The sequence below is a fragment of the Pseudomonas sp. URIL14HWK12:I6 genome, assembly GCF_000514195.1.
GTDB lineage: Bacteria > Pseudomonadota > Gammaproteobacteria > Pseudomonadales > Pseudomonadaceae > Aquipseudomonas > Aquipseudomonas putida_A.
This window is the reverse complement of sequence record NZ_AZVL01000009.1, coordinates 243,271-262,482: the sequence shown is the minus strand read 5'-3', so window position 1 is coordinate 262,482 and position 19,212 is coordinate 243,271. Positions and strand designations below refer to the sequence as shown.

Genomic DNA, 19,212 nt, shown 5'->3' with positions numbered 1-19,212 from the left:
GATTCAGGCAAAAATCGTCACAGTCTGCCGACTCATGGCGATCAACTCCCCCTCCGCGCTCCACAGCTTGGCGGCGACATGGCCGTAGCCGTCGGCGGCGTATTCGATGTCTGCCAGGTATTTGCACCAGTCCAGCGTGCTCAGGTCGCGTAGCGGTTGCACGAATTCGATGGTCCAGGTCAGCGTGCTGCCCGGTGCCGGTTTCTTCAGGTACGGCAACAAGGCCGGTGGCCAGGCATCCACCAGCGCCAGCAGATGCGCCTCATTGACCGGTTCTTCCTTGACGTCCCCACGCAAACGTACCCAGCCGCCCATCTGCCGCGATGTGTTGCCGGTGAACGGCATGCCGCCGACACTCCAGCGCATCGCCAGATGCCGCATGAATTCCGGGGTCACGCCCTTGATGTAGGGCAACTCCTGGCATTCGTCCCAGTGTTTCATTTCGGCTGCCGGATAGGCGGCAACGGCCACTTCCGAAGGTCGCGAAGCGCCGAAGCTGCCCTGCACAATTGTCACCACCTGACCGTTCTGCACAGCCCGACCCAGCACCTGGCTGACCGCTTTACCTTCGCGCAACACGTCAACTTCGAAACGCACCGGAATTTCCGGCTCGACCGGGCCGACAAAAGTGATCGCCAACGAACGCACCGGGCGATCCGCCGGCACATTCGCGCGCATGGTCTCGTATTGCAGCGCCGCCACCAGGCCACCAAAACTGGCTCGCCCCTGACCCCACTCGGCGGGAATGGTCACTTCTGGCTGGCGACGGACCGCCTCGATCAGATCGGAAAAGCGCATGACAACCTCGGCAAGCGAAAAAAGGGATGCAGCGATCTTAACCAGCATGGCAGAGCGCCGCAGCGTCTATTCCGGTCAAATGGACTGACAGAAAGGCCTTAAGGTCAGGAAGATAATCGAATGTGGGAGCGGGCTTGCTCGCGAAAGCGGTGTGTCAGTCACCGATCTGTCTACTGATACACCGCTTTCGCGAGCAAGCCCGCTCCCACAAAGGTTCTATGGAGAATTCAGGATTTGAAGCAGGCAGTGCTGAGTTTGTCGAGCACCCGATCGGCCTTGGCTTCTGCCTTGATCAGGCCCGCCTGCCAGGTCGCGACGCACGGTTGCAGATCGCTTTCCAGTTCGGCCCGCGCCAGCCACTGCCAGCAATCGTGCCAGTCACCCAGCGCGCCCTGCGCCGACTTCAACCGCGCCAGCGCCGGCTCAGGCAGGCGATCGAGTTCCGGATAGGCTTCGATGCCATAACGCACGCGCTTGATCAGCAAGCGCAGACGATGGCGGTCGTGGGCCGGATCGTGCAGCGCCTCGTCGAGTTTCTTCCATTGTTTGTGCAGGCGTTTTTCGATGCGTTTGCCCAGGCCCTTGAGCAGGCCCTGGCGCTCGGAAGCACGCAGGAATCGCGGGAAGGCATCGAGGATAATCAGCAGCGAAGCCACTTCGGCGCTCGCCGCCAATGTTGGATAGGCTTCGTCCATTTGCGCCATGCGCCGCTGCGCCGCTTGCGGTTGATCATGCTTGAGCAGATACGCCGCCAACACCTCGCGATCACGCCACGGTGTGGTCAATTGACCAACTGCCGACGCCGCGCCCTCCAGTTGCTCGACTCCGGGCAAACCACGCAAGGGTCGCAACAGGCTGCGCAAGCGCCGTACCGTGGTGCGCAAGTCGTGCAGCGCCTCGGGGTCGGTCCGCGCAGTCAGGCGCGCCTGACAGGCCAGCAGCCGCACTTCCAGGCTCAGGACATGAGCCACCAACCGGTCAACCAACCCAGACATCGCTTGCTCCTGATTCAAATGGCTTGAAAGACCAGTCTGCCGCTGCAAGGCAGACGCATCCTTGCGTCAGGTCAGCAGCTTAGCGTCCGGCGCGGGATTCGCGAATATAGAAACGGGCTTTCTCGGCCTTGTTGCTGCAGCCTTCAAAGCCTTCGAATTGCTGCTGAGTCTTGGCAGCCGTCAGCAACGACAGCGCCTTGGAGTAGCTGACCGTGCCGGCGAAACCTTCGGCCTTGGCCAGGTCCAGTTCATGCCACGCCGCATCCAGCTGACTGCCACAGCTGTCCCGATAAGCAGTCTTGCCCGCGCAACCGGCCAATGCCAGCGCGATCAACGGCACACAGATCCAGGCTTTCATCACTCACACCTCAAAATAGGTCAACAGTCGTGCAGGTAAGACGTTGCGGCGCGGGAAAAGTGCCTTGGCGCCCCATGAATCTGCGGCGACCAAAGCATAGCGCCGAGCGGTCACGGAGTATCGAAAAAACGACGCTCCTGCCGTCTCCAGCGACCCTGCCGATTGTCGCCCGCCCCCCGAAGGGTGCATTGTGGAGCCTTGTCGGGAGGAAGTTTGATGAAAAAGCGTGTCGCACTGGTGCTGGGCTCCGGTGGCGCCCGGGGCTATGCCCATATCGGGGTCATTGAGGAGATCGAAAGACGCGGTTACGACATTGCCTGCATTGCCGGTTGTTCGATGGGCGCGGTGGTCGGCGGGATCTATGCGGCGGGCAAACTTGACGAGTACCGCACCTGGATCGAAACCCTCGACTATCTGGATGTGCTGCGGCTGGTAGATGTGAGTTTTCGCCTCGGCGCAATTCGTGGCGAAAAGGTCTTCGGGCAGATCCGCAAGATCGTCGGCGAGATCAATATCGAAGACCTGCGCATTCCCTACACCGCCGTCGCCGCCGACCTCACCAACCAGCAGGAAATCTGGTTTCAGGAAGGCTGTCTGCATCAGGCAATGCGCGCCTCGGCGGCGATTCCCAGCCTGTTCACCCCGGTGATGCAGGGCAACCGGATGCTGGTGGACGGCGGCATTCTCAACCCGTTGCCGATCGTGCCGGTGGTGTCCAGCCACTGCGACCTGATCATCGCGGTCAACCTCAACGCGACCAACCAGCGCCACTACAAATTGCCGGTGATCCAGCGCCCGCCAGCGTTTCGTTCGCGCTTCGACAGTTTGCTCAGTTCGCTGGGTTCGAAGATGCCGTTCCGCCGCAAGCAGGCCGAGCAATTGCTGTTGCTGGAACAGGAAGCGCTGCGCGCCGAAGCCGCCGACATCAACCCGTGGCTGGAAGGCAGCGAACCGGAAAGTCAGCAACCGGCAGCCGCCCCTGAGCGCGAAGGCGCACCGAAGTCCGCCACCGGTTCTTTCATCATCGACAACGTCGGGCCGGCGTCACTGCTGGACCTGATCAACCAGAGTTTCGAGGTGATGCAGACCTCGTTGGCGCAGTACAAGATCGCCGGCTATCCGCCGGACATCCTGATCAACGTGCCGAAGCGCGTGTGCCGGTTTTTCGAATTCTACAAGGCGCCGGAACTGATCGCGCTGGGACGGGAAATTGCGCGGGATACGCTGGATCGGTATGAGAGTGAGCAGAGTAGAGAGCCCTGAAGTTCTCGGCTGACTGTCAGGGCCTCATCGCTGGCAAGCCAGCTCCCACAGTGGCCGGGGTGAAACACAAAATTTCAATCACACCGAAGAACCCTGTGGGAGCGGGCTTGCTCGCGAAGGCGTCAGCTCAGCCACCCCAAAACCTACAGGCTGTTCTCACTCAACAGCCGATACCCAACCCCCGCCTCCGTCACAATAAACCGCGGCCGGGTCGGATCATCCGCCAGCTTCTGACGCAAATGCCCGACCACAATCCGCAAGTAGTGACTGTCCTCGGTATGCGTCGGCCCCCAGATGTCCTTGAGCAATTGCTGCTGGGTGATCACCCGGCCCGGATGCCGTGCCAGTTGCGCCAACACTGCGTATTCCTTGCGAGTCAGCGCCACTTCGGCACCGTCGAGCAGCACTCGTCGATAGGCCAGATCCACGGTCAATGGGCCGAACGTCAGCGCTGCTTGCTGGGCCTCGCCGGCCGGTGCCTGACGCAACAGCGCACGGACCCGGGCGAGGAATTCCTGAATGCCGAACGGCTTGGTCACGTAGTCATTGGCGCCGCCATCCAGCGCTTGGACTTTCTGCCCTTCGCTGGCCCGCACCGAAAGCACCAGCACCGGCGCGGTGGCCCACTCGCGAAACTCGCGCAGCACCTGCTGGCCGTCCATGTCCGGCAGGCCGAGGTCGAGCACCAGCAGGTCGGGTTTGTTCAGCGCCGCTTGGGCCAGCCCCTCGGCGCCGGTGCCGGCCTCGAGCACTTTGTAGCCTTGTGAGGCGAGGCTGATGCGCAGGAATTTACGGATCTGCGGTTCGTCATCGATGACCAAAATGGTCGCGGTCTGGCTCATGAATTCACATCACCACAAAAGATTGGCAAGAGAGTAGCGCAGTCGCGATCAGGCTTCATTGTCCATCCCCGGTTGCGTCTGCAACGGCAGGTGCAGGGTGATGCTGGTGCCGCGCCCGTCGATGCCGTCGGCGACGCTGATCCGGCCGCCATGCGCGCCGACCATGCTCTGACAGATCGCCAGACCCAGACCGGTGCCCTGCCCGCCGCGATCGCCACGCGCGGCGGTGTAGAACATGTCGAAAATTTTCGCTCGCTCGTCCTCGGGAATCCCCGGCCCCTCATCGCTGACTGTAAAGAAGATCTCTTCGTTATTGGCACCAGCACTCAATTGCAAACGACCGTGAACCGGCGAGAAGCGTGCGGCGTTTTCCAGCACATTGACCAGCGCCTGCTCGATCAGCGCCGCATGCACGAACAGCAGCGGCAACTCGGACGGCACGTCGGTGCTGACCTGCAACGGCGCAAGCACCGCACGCAGGCGATTTAGCGAACTGCCGACGATGTCCGCCGGCGCTACCCAGTCGCGCGCGAGCTTCAATGCACCGTGGCCGAGGCGGGTCATGTCCAGCAGGTTCTGAATATAGCGATCGAGGCGTTCGGCTTCGTCGCGGGTGCCTTCGAGCAACTCGCGGCGATCCTCCAGCGGAATCGCTTCGCCGAGGGCCAGCAGACTGTCGATGCTGCCGCGCATGGCGGTCAGCGGTGTGCGCAGATCATGCGATACCGAGGCCAGCAGCGCACTGCGCAATTGCTCGGTTTCGCCGTGCAGGCGCGCAGCTTCCAGATCGTCCGCCAGTTGCGCACGGGCCAGTGCCTGAGCCAGTGGCTGACTCAAGGCAGTGAGCAAGCGTCGACGCTGTCCGCTCAAGGTCTGGCCTTCTTTGGCGCAGACCCCGAGCAGCGCCAGCGGCCCGTCCTCCACCGACAGCGGCCACCACCACCAGCGACCGAACGGCAGCGTGCCGGTGCCCATGCCGGCCGGTTGATCGTGTTGCCAGGCCCAGTCGGCGGCGGCGCGTTCCGATTCGCTGAATTCCAGAGGCCCGCCGGTCTCGACTTTCCAGCCGCCCTGGCCGTCGCGGTTGAGCAGGCACAATTGCAGATCGCTCCAGCCGTTGAGGTGCTGCGCAGCAGCGCTGATCACCGCCTGACGATCCGTCGCCGCAGTCAGTTTGCGCGACAGATCGAGCAGCTCCGTGGTCTCTTCCTGCGTGTCGCGCAACGCCTGCAACTGCCGCCGCTGACGCGCCGCGAGATTGCCGGTGAGCGCCGCCATCAGCAGGAAGAACAGCAAGGTCAAAACGTCTTCTTCGCGCTGAATGGCGAAGGAAAAATTCGGCGGAATGAACAGGAAGTCGTAAGTCAGAAACGACAACACCGCGCAGGCCAGCGCCGGGCCCAGACTGCTGCGCACCGCCACCAGCAGCACCGCCGCGAGGAACACCAGCGAGATATTTGGCAGCGGCAAAATACTCGATACCGCCCATGCCAGGGCACTGGCCAACAGCGTGGCAACCAGCGCCAACAGATAGTCGAACCAGACCAGCGTCGGCGTCGTTCGCAGGCGCGATTGCGGGTGTTCATGGTCGTTGTCGAGGACGTTGATTTCCAGGCCGTGGGCCTGGCGCAGCAAACGCGCGGCGAGCCCGCCACCGAACAGGCGACGGCGCAGACTCGGCCGCGATTGGCCGACCAGCAGCAGACTCGCCCGGCGTTCGGCGGCATGCTGGATCAGGGTTTTCGCCACTTCGCCGGCGCGCAACAACACCACCTCACCGCCGAGGCGTTCAGCCAGTTGCTGGGCGTTTTGCAGGCGCAGGCGCGATTGCTCGTCGCGCACTGTGCCGTTGTCGACATGCACCAGACTCCACGGCAAATGCCGACGCTGGGCCACGCGGCTGGCGTGACGCACCAGGCGTTCGGCATGCGCATCGCCATCGACGCCGACCAGCAAACGCCCGCGCACCGCCGGAGCTGCCTGACCAAGTTGGCGATAGCCTTGCGCGAGATCGTTATCAACCTGCGCGGCCGCCGTTTGCATCGCCAGCTCGCGCAACGCGGTAAGGTTGGTCTGGGTGAAAAACGCATCGATCGCCGCCCGCGCCTGCTCCGGCACGTAGACCTTGCCTTCGCGCAGACGCTCCAGCAATTCACGCGGCGGCAGGTCGATCAGCAGCAGTTCGTAGGCTTCCTGCAGCACCCAGTCCGGCAGGGTTTCGCGCACTTGCACACCGGTGATGCCACGCACCTGATCGTTGAGACTTTCCAGGTGCTGGACGTTGACTGTGGTGTAGACGTCGATGCCGGCGGCGAGCAGTTCCTGAATATCCTGCCAGCGCTTGGCATGTCGGCTGCCGGGGGCGTTGGTGTGCGCCAGTTCGTCCACCAGCACCAGCTTGGGTTTGGCCGCGAGCAGGCCGTCGAGGTCCATTTCTTCGAGCATCACGCCACGGTATTCCGAGCGTACCAGCGGCTGCTGCGGCAAACCGCCGAGCAGCGCTTCGGTTTCTGCACGGCCATGGGTTTCGACGACACCGGCAATGATTTTCACGCCTTGGCGCAATTGCGTGTGCGCAGCCTGGAGCATGGCGTAGGTCTTGCCGACCCCGGGGGCGGCGCCGAGGAAAATCTTCAGCCGGCCACGGCCGTCGCGGGGCAGGTCTGCTAACAGCGCGTCGGCGCGGCCGGAGTCGCTCATGCTTGATGTTCTCTCTTCCAGATAGTTATGCGGTGTTCTTTCGGTCCTCTTCGCGAGCAGGCTCGCTCCCAAATTTGGAACACGTATTCCTGTGGGAGCGAGCCTGCTCGCGAATGGCCGCGCCGCCGGTTCAGAGTTTTTCCAGTGCCATGTTCAGCTCCAGCACATTTACCACCGGCGGCCCCACCAGCGGCTGTTCGATGTGCGCATCGAGCAGTTGCTGCAAAGTCGACATAGGCAGGTTGCGCGCTTGCGCGACACGCGCCAGTTGATAGGCAATTGCCGCCGGTGGCAAGTGCGGATCGAGGCCGCTGCCGGAGGTGGTCAGCAACGCCAAGGGCACCGGCCCCTGGCCGGGCACCTGCAACTTGTTGGCGTCGTCGATTACCCGAGTGGCCAGCGCCGGATTGCTCGGTGCGAGGTTGCTGGCGCTGCTGGAAACGGTCGCGAAGGCGCCCGCCGAAGGACGCGGATGAAACCACGCATCACCGACGAAATCCTGGGCGATCAACGACGAGCCGCGCACCTTGCCATCGGCGTCGTGCACCAGGCTGCCATTGGCCTGTTCAGGGAAAGCGACCTGCGCAACGCCGGTCACCACCAGTGGATAGGCCACGCCGGTGACCAGGGTCATCAGCACCAGCAGGCTCAGGGCCGGACGTATCATTGTGGACATTGCAAAATCCTCGAATTCAGAAAGCGGATACCGCGTTAATTCAGGTGGACCGAGTCGACTTCATCGCCAGCAGGCTGGCTCCCACAGGAGGCCGCATTGCAAATGTGGGAGCGAGCCTGCTCGCGAATGGATCACACCAAATGCAAAGCCGTGAGCAGCATGTCGATCGCCTTGATCCCCACGAACGGCACCAGAATCCCGCCCAGTCCGTAGATCAGCAGGTTGCGCCGCAGCAGTGCCGCGGCACTCGCTGCCTGTACGCGTACGCCACGCAATGCCAGTGGAATCAGCACGACGATGATCAAGGCGTTGAAGACGATCGCCGAGAGGATCGCGCTCTGCGGACTGGTCAAGTGCATGATGTTCAGCACGCCCAGTTGCGGATAGATCGCGGCGAACAGCGCCGGCAGAATCGCGAAGTATTTGGCCACGTCGTTGGCGATGGAAAACGTCGTCAGCGCACCACGGGTCACCAGCAATTCCTTGCCGATCTGCACCACGTCCAGCAGCTTGGTCGGGTCGCTGTCGAGGTCGACCATGTTGGCGGCTTCGCGTGCGGCTTGCGTGCCGTCGTTCATCGCCATGCCGACGTCAGCCTGTGCCAGCGCCGGGGCGTCGTTGGCGCCGTCGCCGCACATGGCGACCAGACGACCGTCGTTCTGCTCAAGACGGATGCGCGCCAGTTTTTTCTCCGGGGTTGCTTCGGCCAGCACGTCATCGACGCCCGCTTCAGCCGCGATGGCCGCAGCGGTCAACGGGTTGTCGCCGGTGACCATCACCGTGCGAATCCCCAGTTTGCGCAGCTCGGCAAAACGCTCGCGAATGCCTGGCTTGACCACGTCCTTGAGATGGATCGCACCGAGCAGCTTGCCGTCGGCGCAGACCAGCAACGGCGTACCGCCGCTCTGGGCAATCTTGTCGATTTCCCGCGACAGCGCCGGGGCCAGATCGGAGCGTTGTTGGCCGAGGAACGACAGCAGCGAATCGACTGCGCCCTTGCGATACACGCGGCCCTGATAGTCGACACCGGACAAGCGGGTTTCCGCACTGAACGGCACGGCAGTCAACGTATCCAGTGCCGGCTCGGTTTGCGGATGCAGACCGCGCAGGTACTCGACGATGGATTTGCCTTCGGCGGTTTCGTCCGCCAGCGAGGCAAACAACGCGCCTTCGGCCAACTCGCGACCACTCACGCCCGGCGCCGCATACACCGCGCTGCAACGGCGGTTACCGAAGGTGATGGTGCCGGTCTTGTCCAGCAGCAACACGTGCACGTCACCGGCCGCCTCCACGGCGCGCCCGGACTTGGCGATCACGTTCAGGCGTACCAGTCGATCCATCCCGGCAATACCGATGGCGGACAACAGGCCACCGATGGTGGTCGGAATCAGCGTGACCAGCAGCGCCACCAGAAACACCAGCGGCAGGTTGCCGTTGGCGAAATGGGCGAACGGCTGCAGGGTCACCACCACCAGCAGGAAGATCAGGGTCAGGCCGATCAGCAGGATATCCAGCGCGACTTCGTTCGGGGTCTTCTGGCGTTTGGCGCCTTCGACCAGCGCGATCATACGGTCGAGGGTCGATTCACCGGGGTTGGCGGTGATCTTCACCAGCAGCCAGTCGGACACCAGACGCGTGTTGCCGGTAACCGCGGAGCGATCGCCGCCGGACTCGCGAATCACTGGCGCCGATTCACCGGTGATCGCCGCTTCGTTGACCGCCGCAATGCCTTCGATGACTTCGCCGTCACCGGGGATCATCTCCCCCGCTTCGACGCGCACCACGTCGCCTTTGCGCAGGCTGGCGGCGGGTACCACCTGAAAGCTGCCATTGGCCAGTTTGCGCCGCGCGCTGAGGCCTTCGCTGCCGGCCTTGAGGCTGTCGGCGCGGGCCTTGCCGCGACCTTCGGCCAAGGCCTCGGCGAAGTTGGCGAACAGCACGGTGAACCACAGCCACAGAGCAATCTGCGCGGCGACGAAAGTCGGCACGACGTTGTCCGGGATGAAGCACAGCACGGTGGTGAAAATCGCCGTCAGTTCGACCACCAGCATCACCGGCGAACGCACCAGTTGGCGCGGGTCGAGCTTGACGAAGGCTTGCACCAGCGCCGGACGCCACAGGGCCGAGATCGCGGTTTTCGGTGCTTCTGCCGACTGGGTCGGCACCGCAGGTTTTGCAGGAACATGCATATTCATGATCGATTCCTTAGAAGCCCATGCTCAAGTGTTCAGCAATCGGACCGAGCGCCAGGGTCGGCAGGAAGGTCAGGCCGCCCACCAGCAAAATGGTCACGGTCAACAGGGTCACGAACAGCGGGCCGTGGGTCGGGAAGCTGTTCTGGCCGATCGGTGCGGTTTTCTTCATCGCCAGGCTGCCGGCCAGGGCCAGAACCGGCAGGATGTAACCGAAGCGACCGATCAACATGCCCAGACCGAGCATCAGGTTGTGGAACGGTGTGTTGGCACTCAAGCCACCAAACGCCGAACCATTGTTCGCGCTGGCCGAGGTATAGGCGTACAGCAACTGGCTGAAACCGTGCGGGCCGGGGTTGCTGATGGTCGCAGCGGGGCCAGGCAGAGCAGCGGCGATCGCGCCGAGTACCAGCACGCCCACCGGCATCACCAGCAAGGTCACCACCAGCAATTGCACTTCCCGCGCCTGCAATTTCTTGCCGAGGTATTCCGGTGTGCGGCCAATCATCAGACCGGCGAGGAACACCGCAATCAGCACGTTGAGCAACATGCCGTAGAGCCCGGCACCGACGCCGCCGAAGATCACTTCGCCGACCATCATGTTCACCAGCGCGACCATGCCGCTAAGCGGGTTGAGGCTGTCATGCATGCCGTTGACCGAACCGTTCGATGCTGCGGTGGTGGTCACCGACCACAGCACAGTGGCGGTGGTGCCGAAGCGCGCTTCCTTGCCTTCCAGCGGCGCGGTCTGTTCGACAGCAACATTGTTCAGCGCCGGGTTGGGCTGATATTCGGCCCACAGCGAAGTCGCGCCGCCGATCAGGAACAGCGCCAGCATGCAGGCGATGATCGCGCGGCTCTGACGCTGGTCTTTCACGTAATGACCGAAGGTGAACACCAGCGCTACCGGAATCAGGATGATCGACGCGAGTTCGAACAGGTTGCTCCACGCGGTCGGGTTCTCAAACGGATGCGCCGAGTTCACACCGAAGAAGCCACCGCCGTTGGTGCCCAGTTGCTTGATCGCAATCTGGCTGGCCGCCGGGCCGAGCGGGATCACTTGATCGACACCCTGCATGGTGACGGCATTGACGTATTGCGCGAAGGTCTGCGGTACGCCCTGCCACACCAGGTACAGCGCCAGCAGCAGGCACAGCGGCAGCAGGCCATAGAGGGTGGCGCGGGTCATGTCGACCCAGAAGTTGCCCAGAGTCTTGGTTGACTTGCGACCGATGCCACGGCACAACGCAACCAGCACGGCGAGACCGGTGGCGGCACTGACGAAGTTCTGCACGGTAAGGCCGACCATCTGACTCAGGTAGCTGAGGGTCGCTTCACCGCTGTAGGACTGCCAGTTGGTGTTGGTCATGAAGCTGACCGCGGTGTTGAACGCCTGAGTCCACTCCTGGCCCGGCAGGTTTTGCGGGTTCAGCGGCAGGTGATCCTGAAACAACAGGATCGCGAACAGCAGCAGGAAACCGGCGAGGTTAAACGCGAGCAAGGCCAGCGTGTACTTCTGCCAGCTTTGTTCAGCCTGCGGATCAACCCCGGCAATTCGATAGCAACCGCGCTCGACCGGGCCGAGAATCGGCGTCAGCCAGGTGCGCTGACCTTCCATAACCTTGTAGTAAAAGCGCCCGAGGAACGGCGCCGGCAGCAAGACCACCGCAAAAAACGCGAGGATCAGCCAATAGTCATAACTGTGCATAGCCGCTCCTAGTTCCGGTCCGCGCGCAACAGCGCAACCAACAGATAAATGAACAGCCCGGCTGCCAACAGCAGGGACACCCCGTCCAGAACGCTCATGGAAGATCTCCGTTTTACGGCGTATTGCCGCGTGTGGAGGCATTGTCGGAAAAGAGGCTGTAAAGGAACGAGACCGAGGGAGTTAGCTGGGTATAAAGAAAGCGTAAAGAGTGGGTTTATGCTCGCGTTACAGCGGGGTTTTGCGCCGTATGGGCTAGCCTCTTCGCGAGCAGGCTCGCTCCCACATTTTGAAATGCATTCCCCTGTGGGAGCGAGCTTGCTCGCGAAGACGGCATAACCGACAACATCGCACCCAACTGGCGCACAAAAAACGCTCATCCAGCCGCGAACATCCCCGATACGACAGCTTTCAGCGCATTACGACCTGACTCCCAGCAATGGCACGCCCACTGCACACGCCCTCCCCCGAGCTTTCCAAACCGTTCCGGGAGCATGCGCATGAACACACAACTCAAACCCACGCTGGGCACCTTGCACCTGTGGGGCATCGCCGTCGGGCTGGTGATTTCCGGCGAGTATTTCGGCTGGAGTTACGGCTGGGGCGTGGCAGGCACGCTGGGTTTTCTGGTGACCTCGTTCATGGTCGCCACGATGTACACCTGTTTCATCTTCAGCTTCACTGAACTGACCACGGCGATTCCCCATGCCGGCGGGCCGTTCGCTTACAGCCGTCGTGCGTTCGGTGAGAAAGGCGGGCTGATCGCCGGGCTGGCCACGCTGATCGAATTCGTTTTCGCACCTCCGGCGATTGCTTTGGCAATTGGCGCTTATCTGAATGTGCAGTTTCCGGCGCTCGATCCGAAACATGCGGCAGTCGGCGCCTATATCGTGTTCATGACTTTGAACATCCTCGGGGTGAAACTGGCCGCGACGTTCGAACTGATCGTCTGCGTGCTGGCGGTGATCGAATTGCTGGTGTTCATGGGTGTGGTCGCACCGGCGTTCAGCTTCAGTAGCTTTGCCCTGAATGGCTGGGCCGGTTCCGATGTGTTCGGGCCGCCAGCGATTGCCGGGATGTTCGCCGCGATTCCGTTTGCGATCTGGTTTTTCCTCGCCATCGAAGGCGCGGCGATGGCTGCCGAAGAAGCCAAGGATCCGAAGCGCACGATCCCCAAGGCCTACATCAGCGGGATCCTGACCCTGGTGTTGCTGGCGATGGGCGTGATGTTCTTTGCCGGCGGCGTCGGTGACTGGCGCACCCTGGCGAACATCAACGATCCGCTACCGCAGGCGATGAAAACCGTGGTCGGCGACAACTCCGGCTGGCTGCACATGCTGGTGTGGATCGGCCTGTTCGGGCTGGTGGCGAGTTTCCACGGGATCATCCTCGGCTACTCGCGGCAGTTCTTTGCCCTCGCCCGCGCCGGTTACCTGCCGGCGTCGCTGGCGAAACTCTCGCGCTTCCAGACCCCGCACCGCGCGATCATTGCCGGCGGCATCATCGGCATCGCCGCGATCTACAGCGATGGTTTGATCAACCTCGGCGGCATGACCCTCACTGCGGCGATGATCACCATGGCCGTGTTCGGCGCGATCGTGATGTACATCATGAGCATGCTCAGCCTGTTCAAGCTGCGCAAAACCGAACCCAATCTCGAGCGGACTTTCCGTGCGCCGTGCTATCCGCTGATTCCGCTGATCGCACTGGTGCTGGCGGTGGTGTGTCTGATCGCCATGGCCTGGTTCAATGCACTGATCGGGCTGATTTTCCTTGGCTTCATGGCGGTCGGCTTCGGCTACTTCCTGCTGACCGGGCAACTGCGCGCTGACGCTCCGGCCGATGCGATGCTGACCGGCCGCTGAGGGATTTCGGGTACACCGGGCTTAACCGGCCTAGAATGGAACCACTGCGAACTCACTTCGCTCAAAGTGGTATGCAGCGTCGCTGGCGAAACCCTCGCCCGCCGAGCTGCCATTAAGGAGAGCCGTTATGCCCTGGTATGCCTGGTTGATTCTGGTCGTTGCAATCGGCTCGATCGTTGGCGGATTGATGATGCTGCGCGACACCGCCAACAAGGTTGAACTGACCGATGAAGAACGCAAACGCGTTGCACAGCGTAACGCCGAAGCGGACATCAAAGACGCGCAGGATCGCTGAACGAAGAACCCCGCCTGAATCGGCGGGGTTTGTTTTTTGTGCGGAGTATTAACTCCACGGATCGTATTGGACTCAGCGGCGCGCTTTTAAGAAGTAGAAGTACAGTCACCATGTCATTTACCTTGGTTAATATGGTGGTCTTGTTGCGGAGAGTTCCACATGCGTTACTCGCAAGATCATAAAGCTCAAACCCATCAGCGGATCATCAAGGAAGCCTCGGCGCGATTTCGCAAAGACGGCATTGGTGCCACAGGCCTGCAACCGCTGATGAAAGCGCTGGGGCTGACCCACGGCGGCTTTTATTCGCACTTCAAATCCAAGGACGAACTGGTCGAAAAAGCCTTGCAGGAGGCGAGCGCTCAAGTCGATGGCCTGTGCGCCGAGATCTTTGCTCAGGAACAGCCGCTGCAGACGTTTATCGACACCTACCTGTCCGAATGGCATCAGACCTCCCCGCACGAAGGCTGTCCGCTGCTGACCATTTCGTCAGAGCTGGGTCTGCGCGGCCAGCCGAGCCCGACCAGTGATGCGGTACTCAATGCCCGACTGAGTCAAATCGAAGGCACTCTTGAGGGCGACAACAGCGCCGACCGGGCCATCGTCATCATGTCGACGCTGGTCGGCGCGCTCTTGCTGTCACGCAGTGTCGCTGACGCCGAGCTTGCCCAGCGCATCCTCGACGTCACTCGCGACCACCTCAAGCAATCGCAGGACTAAGCCTGCCAACGCTTGAACAGCACACTGGCGTTTACCCCGCCGAAACCGAAACCGTTGGACAGGGCATACACGATCGGCATCGACCGTGCCTGACCATGAACGATGTCTACACCCGCACTCGCCGGATCCGGATTTTCGAAGTTGAGCGTCGGCGGGACGACCTGATCGCGGATGGCCAACAGGGTGAAGATCGCTTCCAGTCCGCCGGCAGCGCCGAGCAAATGCCCGGTGGCGGATTTGGTTGAAGTCACGGCGATTTTATTCTCCGTACCGAACAGCGCCTTGATCGCTGCCAACTCACCAAGATCGCCCACCGGCGTTGAGGTCGCATGCGCATTCAGATGCTGCACCTGCTCCGGCGCAACACCCGCCTGAGCCAACGCCAACTGCATCGCCCGTCGCGCACCGCTGCCATCTTCCGGTCCGGCAGTGAGGTGATAGGCGTCGGCAGTGGTGCCATAACCGACCAGCTCAGCCAACGGCTGCGCACCGCGTGCCAGCGCGTGCTCCAGCGATTCGATCACCAGCAGACCGGCGCCCTCGCCCATCACGAAACCATCACGACCGCTGTCGAACGGCCGAGACGCGCGCTCCGGTGTGTCGTTGTAACCGCTCGACAGTGCCCGAGCTGCCGCAAAACCGGCAAGACTGACGCGGTCGATGCAAGCTTCCGCGCCGCCACACACGGCAATATCCGCTTCACCGGCGCGGATCAATCGCGCCGCATCGCCAATCGCTTGAACACCCGCAGCGCACGCCGTCACCGGCGCGCCCAAAGGACCTTTGAGGCCGTGTTGAATGGACACGTGGCCTGCCGCGAGATTGACCAGAAACGACGGAATGGTAAACGGTGACAAACGCCGAGGACCGCGACTGTCGGTCGTGCGTACGGCGTCGGCGATTGCACCGAACCCGCCAACACCGGAGCCGATGATCGTCGCGGTGCGCTCCTGTTCCTTGGCCTCGGACGGCTGCCATCCCGCTTGCGCCAACGCCTGCCGTGCTGCTTCCATGGCAAACAGGATGAAGCGATCCATCTTTTTCTGTTCCTTGGGTGGCGTGGCAAGGTCCGGATCGAAACCGGCCTCGACGTCCTCCGCCGCCGTTGGCACCATCCCGGCGACCCGGGTCGGCAGATCTGCGCTCACCGCCTCCGGCAAATTGCGCAAGCCCGAGCGCCCGGCGAGCAAACGCTGCCAGACAATCTCGAGATCACTCCCCAAAGGCGAAACCAGGCCCATACCGGTGACAACAATTCGACGCTGACTCATACCGCAGTTACCTCTGATCAATTTTTGTAGCGTTCAGCCGCCGAACTGCGCGACAGATTCGGTGCCATGACATGCCGTGCACGGACAAATGCCTGCCACTCCCCCTCATCCGGCAACGAAGGGATGGTAATCAACTCGCCCTGATCCAGACCGGCGAGCGCCGCATCGACCATCTCGCCGGCCTCCATCACCATCTCCGCCGGAATGCCGCTGGCGTCGATACCGGAACGCTCCCAGATTTCGGTGCGGGTAACGCCAGGCAGCACCGCTTGCACCTTCACGCCAGTGCCTTCAAGCTCGGCGTTGAGCGACTGAGTCAGGCTCAACACGTAGGCTTTACTCGCGCTGTAGGTGGCATTGAAACGTTCTGGAAACAGCGCCACCACCGAGGCGATATTGATGATCGTGCCGCGTCCAGCCTTGGCGAAACTGGCGGCGGCTGCCGAGGCCAGCAACGTCACGGCGGTGACGTTCAATTGGATCAGACGCTCCAGTTGCTCGGCGTCGGAATTGGCCAGCAAACCATCGGCTGCGACCCCTGCGTTATTCACCAACAGGCTGATGCTCGAATCACTGCGCAGGCGTTGCTGGAGTTTGAGGACATCGTTCTTTTGCATCAGGTCGGCCTTGAGCACCTCGACCTTTACACCGTGGGCCTCGCGCAACTGGTTCGCAGCGGTTTCCAGACGCTGTTGATCACGTGCCACCAACAGCAAATCAAAACCACGCGCTGCCAGCCGCTGCGCGTAGATGGCACCGATACCGGACGATGCGCCAGTGACGACAGCGGTACCTTGAGACTGGACTGAACTCATGAGAGCGCTCCTGAAACATATTGGGAGATAGGCCTCCAACGCTCACTGGCCTGGAGGTGACGGAAATTATTATAGGCATAATCCAAAGACAATATGATACCCATAATTTTCAGTTCACCGACAAACGCGACGCCCCTCTCTCTGCCGCATCTCTACCACCAGAAAGCAGAAAGGCCGGTCAATGACCGGCCCCTTGGCGTTGAATAATCAGCTTAGTTCACTTCCAGCTTGTCGCGGTTGCGATCCAGGATCGCCTTGCCGATGCCCTTCACTTCAAGCAGTTCATCCACCGAGGCGAATGGTCCATTAGCATCACGATACGCAATAATCGCCTTGGCTTTCGCCTCGCCGACTCCGGACAACTGTTTTTGCAGCGTTATCGCATCCGCACCGTTGAGATCGACCTTTTCACTGGTAGACGTCGCAACGGTATCGCTCACCATCGTAGCCTTATCCGTGTTCGGGACAACGGCAGGCGCCGCCACTACAGCGATTGAAGCACTGGTGAGCAAAGCAAAAACCAGAGAGTAGAAAAAACCGTTACGCATAAATGACGCTCCATCATCGTTTGGGAAAGCAGCTTTTCCGAAGCTGCTCTCCAAACTTAGGCGATGGTTGGCGGGTGTCAAAAATGCGTCTATTACAGGATGTGAAACAATCAGGGTTCCAAGCGGCGCTGCTGGTAGATCCAGTCGACGATTTCGCCGTCCGGGGTGTAGCCGCTGACAGTTTCGCGCAGCAACTGGCGCACTCGTGAGTAATCATCCTTTTCGACTGCAACGAGTAATTCGTGCAGGCGCGCCTTGAGTACATCCCAGGGCAGGTGATCCTCGTTGGCGGTCATGATCATCGGATGGGGTGTTGCTGCTACGTTGTCGCCGATCAACAGCTCCTCGTAGAGCTTTTCACCTGGCCGCAAGCCAGTGAATTCGATGGAAATATCCCCCTGAGGGTTGCGCTCGGAGCGAATGCTCAAGCCCGACAGGTGGATCATTTTTTCTGCCAACTCGACAATTTTGACCGGTTCCCCCATGTCCAGCACGAAGACATCACCGCCCTGCCCCATGGATCCGGCTTGAATGACCAGCTGCGCGGCTTCCGGAATCGTCATGAAGTAGCGGGTGATCTTGGGATGGGTGACCGTCAGCGGGCCGCCTGATTTGATCTGACTGTGGAACAGCGGGATCACCGAACCCGACGATCCCAGCACATTGCCGAAACGGACCATGGTGAAGCGGGTTTTGTTGACTCGGGAAACGTTTGATTTGTCACCAAACAATACCGGCGCTATCTCACGGCTCAAGGCCTGCAACGTCAACTCGGCCAAACGTTTGGTGCTGCCCATGACATTTGTAGGCCGCACCGCTTTGTCGGTGGAGATCAGGACGAAATTCGAAACGCCCGACTGCAAGGCGGCCTGAGCAGTATTGAGTGTACCCATTGCATTGTTGAGTACACCTTCAGCTATGTTGTGCTCAACCATAGGTACATGCTTATAGGCTGCGGCATGATAAACGGTGTCGACTTTCCAGTACTTCATGACATCGAGGAGTTTGGCCGGGTCACGGATTGACCCGAGAATCGGCAGCAACCGCAAGGAAATCGATTCACAGGCAGCACGCTGCTCTAGCTCTGACAAAATGCTGTAGAGGTTGAATTCGCCGTGGTCGAACAAAATGAGAGTGATCGGGCCCAAGGCAAATATTTGCCGGCACAGCTCCGAACCTATCGACCCCCCTGCGCCCGTGACCATGACCGTCTTGCCTTTGATACAACGCTCGAGCAGATCAGGTTGGGCAGGCACGGAGTCGCGCCCCAACAAATCCGCGATATCCACTTCCTGAATATCTTCAACCTTGACCCTGCCACTGGCTAGATCAGTAAAGTTCGGGACGCTGCGAATATGGAGCGGAAAACCTTCAAGCAAGTTAAGGATTTCCCGACGTCTCGCCCGGGTCGAAGAGGGTAAGGCAAGTAGAATTTCCTTCGCGCCCGTCACATCGATCATTTGCTGAATATGCTTGGGCTTGTACACCTGCAAGCCTGAGATGGAGCGATCGGAAATACCCGGATCGTCATCGATGAACGCTACCGGACGCATTACCCGCCCCATGCGAAGCGCCGCTACCAGTTGGTTACCGGCAACCCCCGCGCCATATACAGCAACTTTGATCAGGCCATCGTCGCGGTTTGCAAAGGGCACATGCTGAACCGCATTGAACCAGTCACCCATGAAGTACTGGCGCATCAGTAGACGCAGTCCGCCGATGATCACCATGCTCAACCACCAGTAGTTGAAGATTATGGAGCGCGGAACCACAGTTTCGTGATTGCTGTACCAGTAAACAATCAGCGCGAGAATCAACGATGAAAGACTGACCGCCTTGATGATCGCAACCAATGCGTCGTTGCCGAAGTAACGCATGACCGCCCGGTACATGCCGAAACGGATAAACAGGGGGATAGCCACAAGCGGGGCTGACGCGAACAACCATAAATGGACGCGCAACGGGTTATACATATCGTCGATGCCAAGCCGAACGATAAAAGCCAACCAAAGCGCCAGCCACACCAACACAATATCGGTGGCAACCTGAATCAACCTTTTGCGGCGCCGAGGCAATCCCAGCAGATACGCTCGAATTTTATCCATCATCCCGTCACTTCCTCAGCACGATCCTTTCAACTGAATTTTTGCGCCGAATCCTGTGATACAGACG

At 60.9% G+C, this 19,212-nt stretch carries 17 protein-coding genes; 4 read left to right on the top strand and 13 right to left on the bottom strand.

All coding sequences use genetic code 11. The features are described from left to right. Positions 1-3 precede the first annotated feature (3 nt). From H043_RS0114485 to H043_RS0114475, 3 genes are all read right to left on the bottom strand, one after another. Entirely contained in the window at positions 4-798 is a 795-nt protein-coding gene (locus tag H043_RS0114485) for an acyl-CoA thioesterase II (RefSeq protein ID WP_027612457.1), read from the bottom strand. A 227-nt stretch (positions 799-1,025) separates the two neighbouring features. Then, on the bottom strand, positions 1,026-1,793 hold the full coding sequence (locus H043_RS0114480) for a CHAD domain-containing protein (protein WP_027612456.1): 768 nt from the start codon (positions 1,791-1,793) through the stop codon (positions 1,026-1,028). A 79-nt stretch (positions 1,794-1,872) separates the two neighbouring features. Next, positions 1,873-2,151, bottom strand: a complete 279-nt coding sequence (locus H043_RS0114475; protein WP_007963692.1) for a hypothetical protein — start codon at positions 2,149-2,151, stop codon at positions 1,873-1,875. 216 nt (positions 2,152-2,367) lie between these two features. Between H043_RS0114475 and H043_RS0114470 the strand changes: the two genes are divergently transcribed. After that, positions 2,368-3,414 carry a patatin-like phospholipase family protein gene (locus H043_RS0114470; protein WP_027612455.1) on the top strand — a complete coding sequence of 349 codons (1,047 nt, stop codon included), beginning with the start codon at positions 2,368-2,370 and terminating at the stop codon, positions 3,412-3,414. A 143-nt stretch (positions 3,415-3,557) separates the two neighbouring features. Here the strand turns inward: H043_RS0114470 and H043_RS0114465 are convergent, their stop codons facing one another. The 6 genes from H043_RS0114465 to kdpF form a co-directional block, all read right to left on the bottom strand. Then, positions 3,558-4,256, bottom strand: coding sequence for a response regulator (locus tag H043_RS0114465; protein WP_007963684.1), 699 nt, complete (start codon positions 4,254-4,256; stop codon positions 3,558-3,560). A 48-nt stretch (positions 4,257-4,304) separates the two neighbouring features. Beyond that, positions 4,305-6,956: a sensor histidine kinase KdpD gene (locus tag H043_RS0114460; protein WP_027612454.1), complete on the bottom strand. Its 2,652-nt coding sequence runs from the start codon at positions 6,954-6,956 to the stop codon at positions 4,305-4,307. Positions 6,957-7,086: 130 nt separating this feature from the next. Next, on the bottom strand, positions 7,087-7,632 hold the full coding sequence (gene kdpC / locus H043_RS0114455; protein WP_027612453.1) for a potassium-transporting ATPase subunit KdpC: 546 nt from the start codon (positions 7,630-7,632) through the stop codon (positions 7,087-7,089). A gap of 131 nt (positions 7,633-7,763) precedes the next feature. Continuing rightward, positions 7,764-9,827 (bottom strand): potassium-transporting ATPase subunit KdpB, encoded by a 2,064-nt coding sequence (gene kdpB, locus H043_RS0114450; RefSeq protein WP_049827884.1) that lies wholly within the window; start codon positions 9,825-9,827, stop codon positions 7,764-7,766. A gap of 10 nt (positions 9,828-9,837) precedes the next feature. Beyond that, positions 9,838-11,532: a potassium-transporting ATPase subunit KdpA gene (gene kdpA / locus H043_RS0114445; protein WP_027612451.1), complete on the bottom strand. Its 1,695-nt coding sequence runs from the start codon at positions 11,530-11,532 to the stop codon at positions 9,838-9,840. Positions 11,533-11,540: 8 nt separating this feature from the next. After that, positions 11,541-11,630: a K(+)-transporting ATPase subunit F gene (kdpF, locus tag H043_RS29135; protein ID WP_007963673.1), complete on the bottom strand. Its 90-nt coding sequence runs from the start codon at positions 11,628-11,630 to the stop codon at positions 11,541-11,543. A gap of 399 nt (positions 11,631-12,029) precedes the next feature. On the opposite strand from kdpF, the gene eat reads away from it, so the two are divergent. The 3 genes from eat (at position 12,030) to H043_RS0114425 (ending at position 14,406) form a co-directional block, all read left to right on the top strand. After that, positions 12,030-13,394 carry an ethanolamine permease gene (gene eat / locus H043_RS0114435; RefSeq protein WP_027612450.1) on the top strand — a complete coding sequence of 455 codons (1,365 nt, stop codon included), beginning with the start codon at positions 12,030-12,032 and terminating at the stop codon, positions 13,392-13,394. 127 nt (positions 13,395-13,521) lie between these two features. Then, the gene (locus tag H043_RS29795) at positions 13,522-13,689 is read left to right on the top strand and encodes a DUF2897 family protein (RefSeq protein WP_003226857.1); all 168 of its coding nucleotides are present in this window, start codon (positions 13,522-13,524) and stop codon (positions 13,687-13,689) included. A 159-nt stretch (positions 13,690-13,848) separates the two neighbouring features. Beyond that, the gene (locus tag H043_RS0114425; RefSeq protein ID WP_027612449.1) at positions 13,849-14,406 is read left to right on the top strand and encodes a TetR/AcrR family transcriptional regulator; all 558 of its coding nucleotides are present in this window, start codon (positions 13,849-13,851) and stop codon (positions 14,404-14,406) included. On the opposite strand, the gene fabF is transcribed toward H043_RS0114425, so the two are convergent. From fabF to H043_RS0114405, 4 genes are all read right to left on the bottom strand, one after another. Beyond that, positions 14,403-15,677 (bottom strand): beta-ketoacyl-ACP synthase II, encoded by a 1,275-nt coding sequence (fabF, locus tag H043_RS0114420; RefSeq protein ID WP_027612448.1) that lies wholly within the window; start codon positions 15,675-15,677, stop codon positions 14,403-14,405. The genes H043_RS0114425 and fabF overlap by 4 nt on opposite strands. 17 nt (positions 15,678-15,694) lie before the next feature. Continuing rightward, positions 15,695-16,492 carry an SDR family oxidoreductase gene (locus tag H043_RS0114415; protein ID WP_027612447.1) on the bottom strand — a complete coding sequence of 266 codons (798 nt, stop codon included), beginning with the start codon at positions 16,490-16,492 and terminating at the stop codon, positions 15,695-15,697. Positions 16,493-16,704: 212 nt separating this feature from the next. Continuing rightward, positions 16,705-17,040, bottom strand: coding sequence for a helix-hairpin-helix domain-containing protein (locus tag H043_RS0114410; RefSeq protein WP_027612446.1), 336 nt, complete (start codon positions 17,038-17,040; stop codon positions 16,705-16,707). 110 nt (positions 17,041-17,150) lie between these two features. Next, on the bottom strand, positions 17,151-19,148 hold the full coding sequence (locus H043_RS0114405) for a nucleoside-diphosphate sugar epimerase/dehydratase (RefSeq protein ID WP_177325628.1): 1,998 nt from the start codon (positions 19,146-19,148) through the stop codon (positions 17,151-17,153). Positions 19,149-19,212 lie beyond the last annotated feature (64 nt).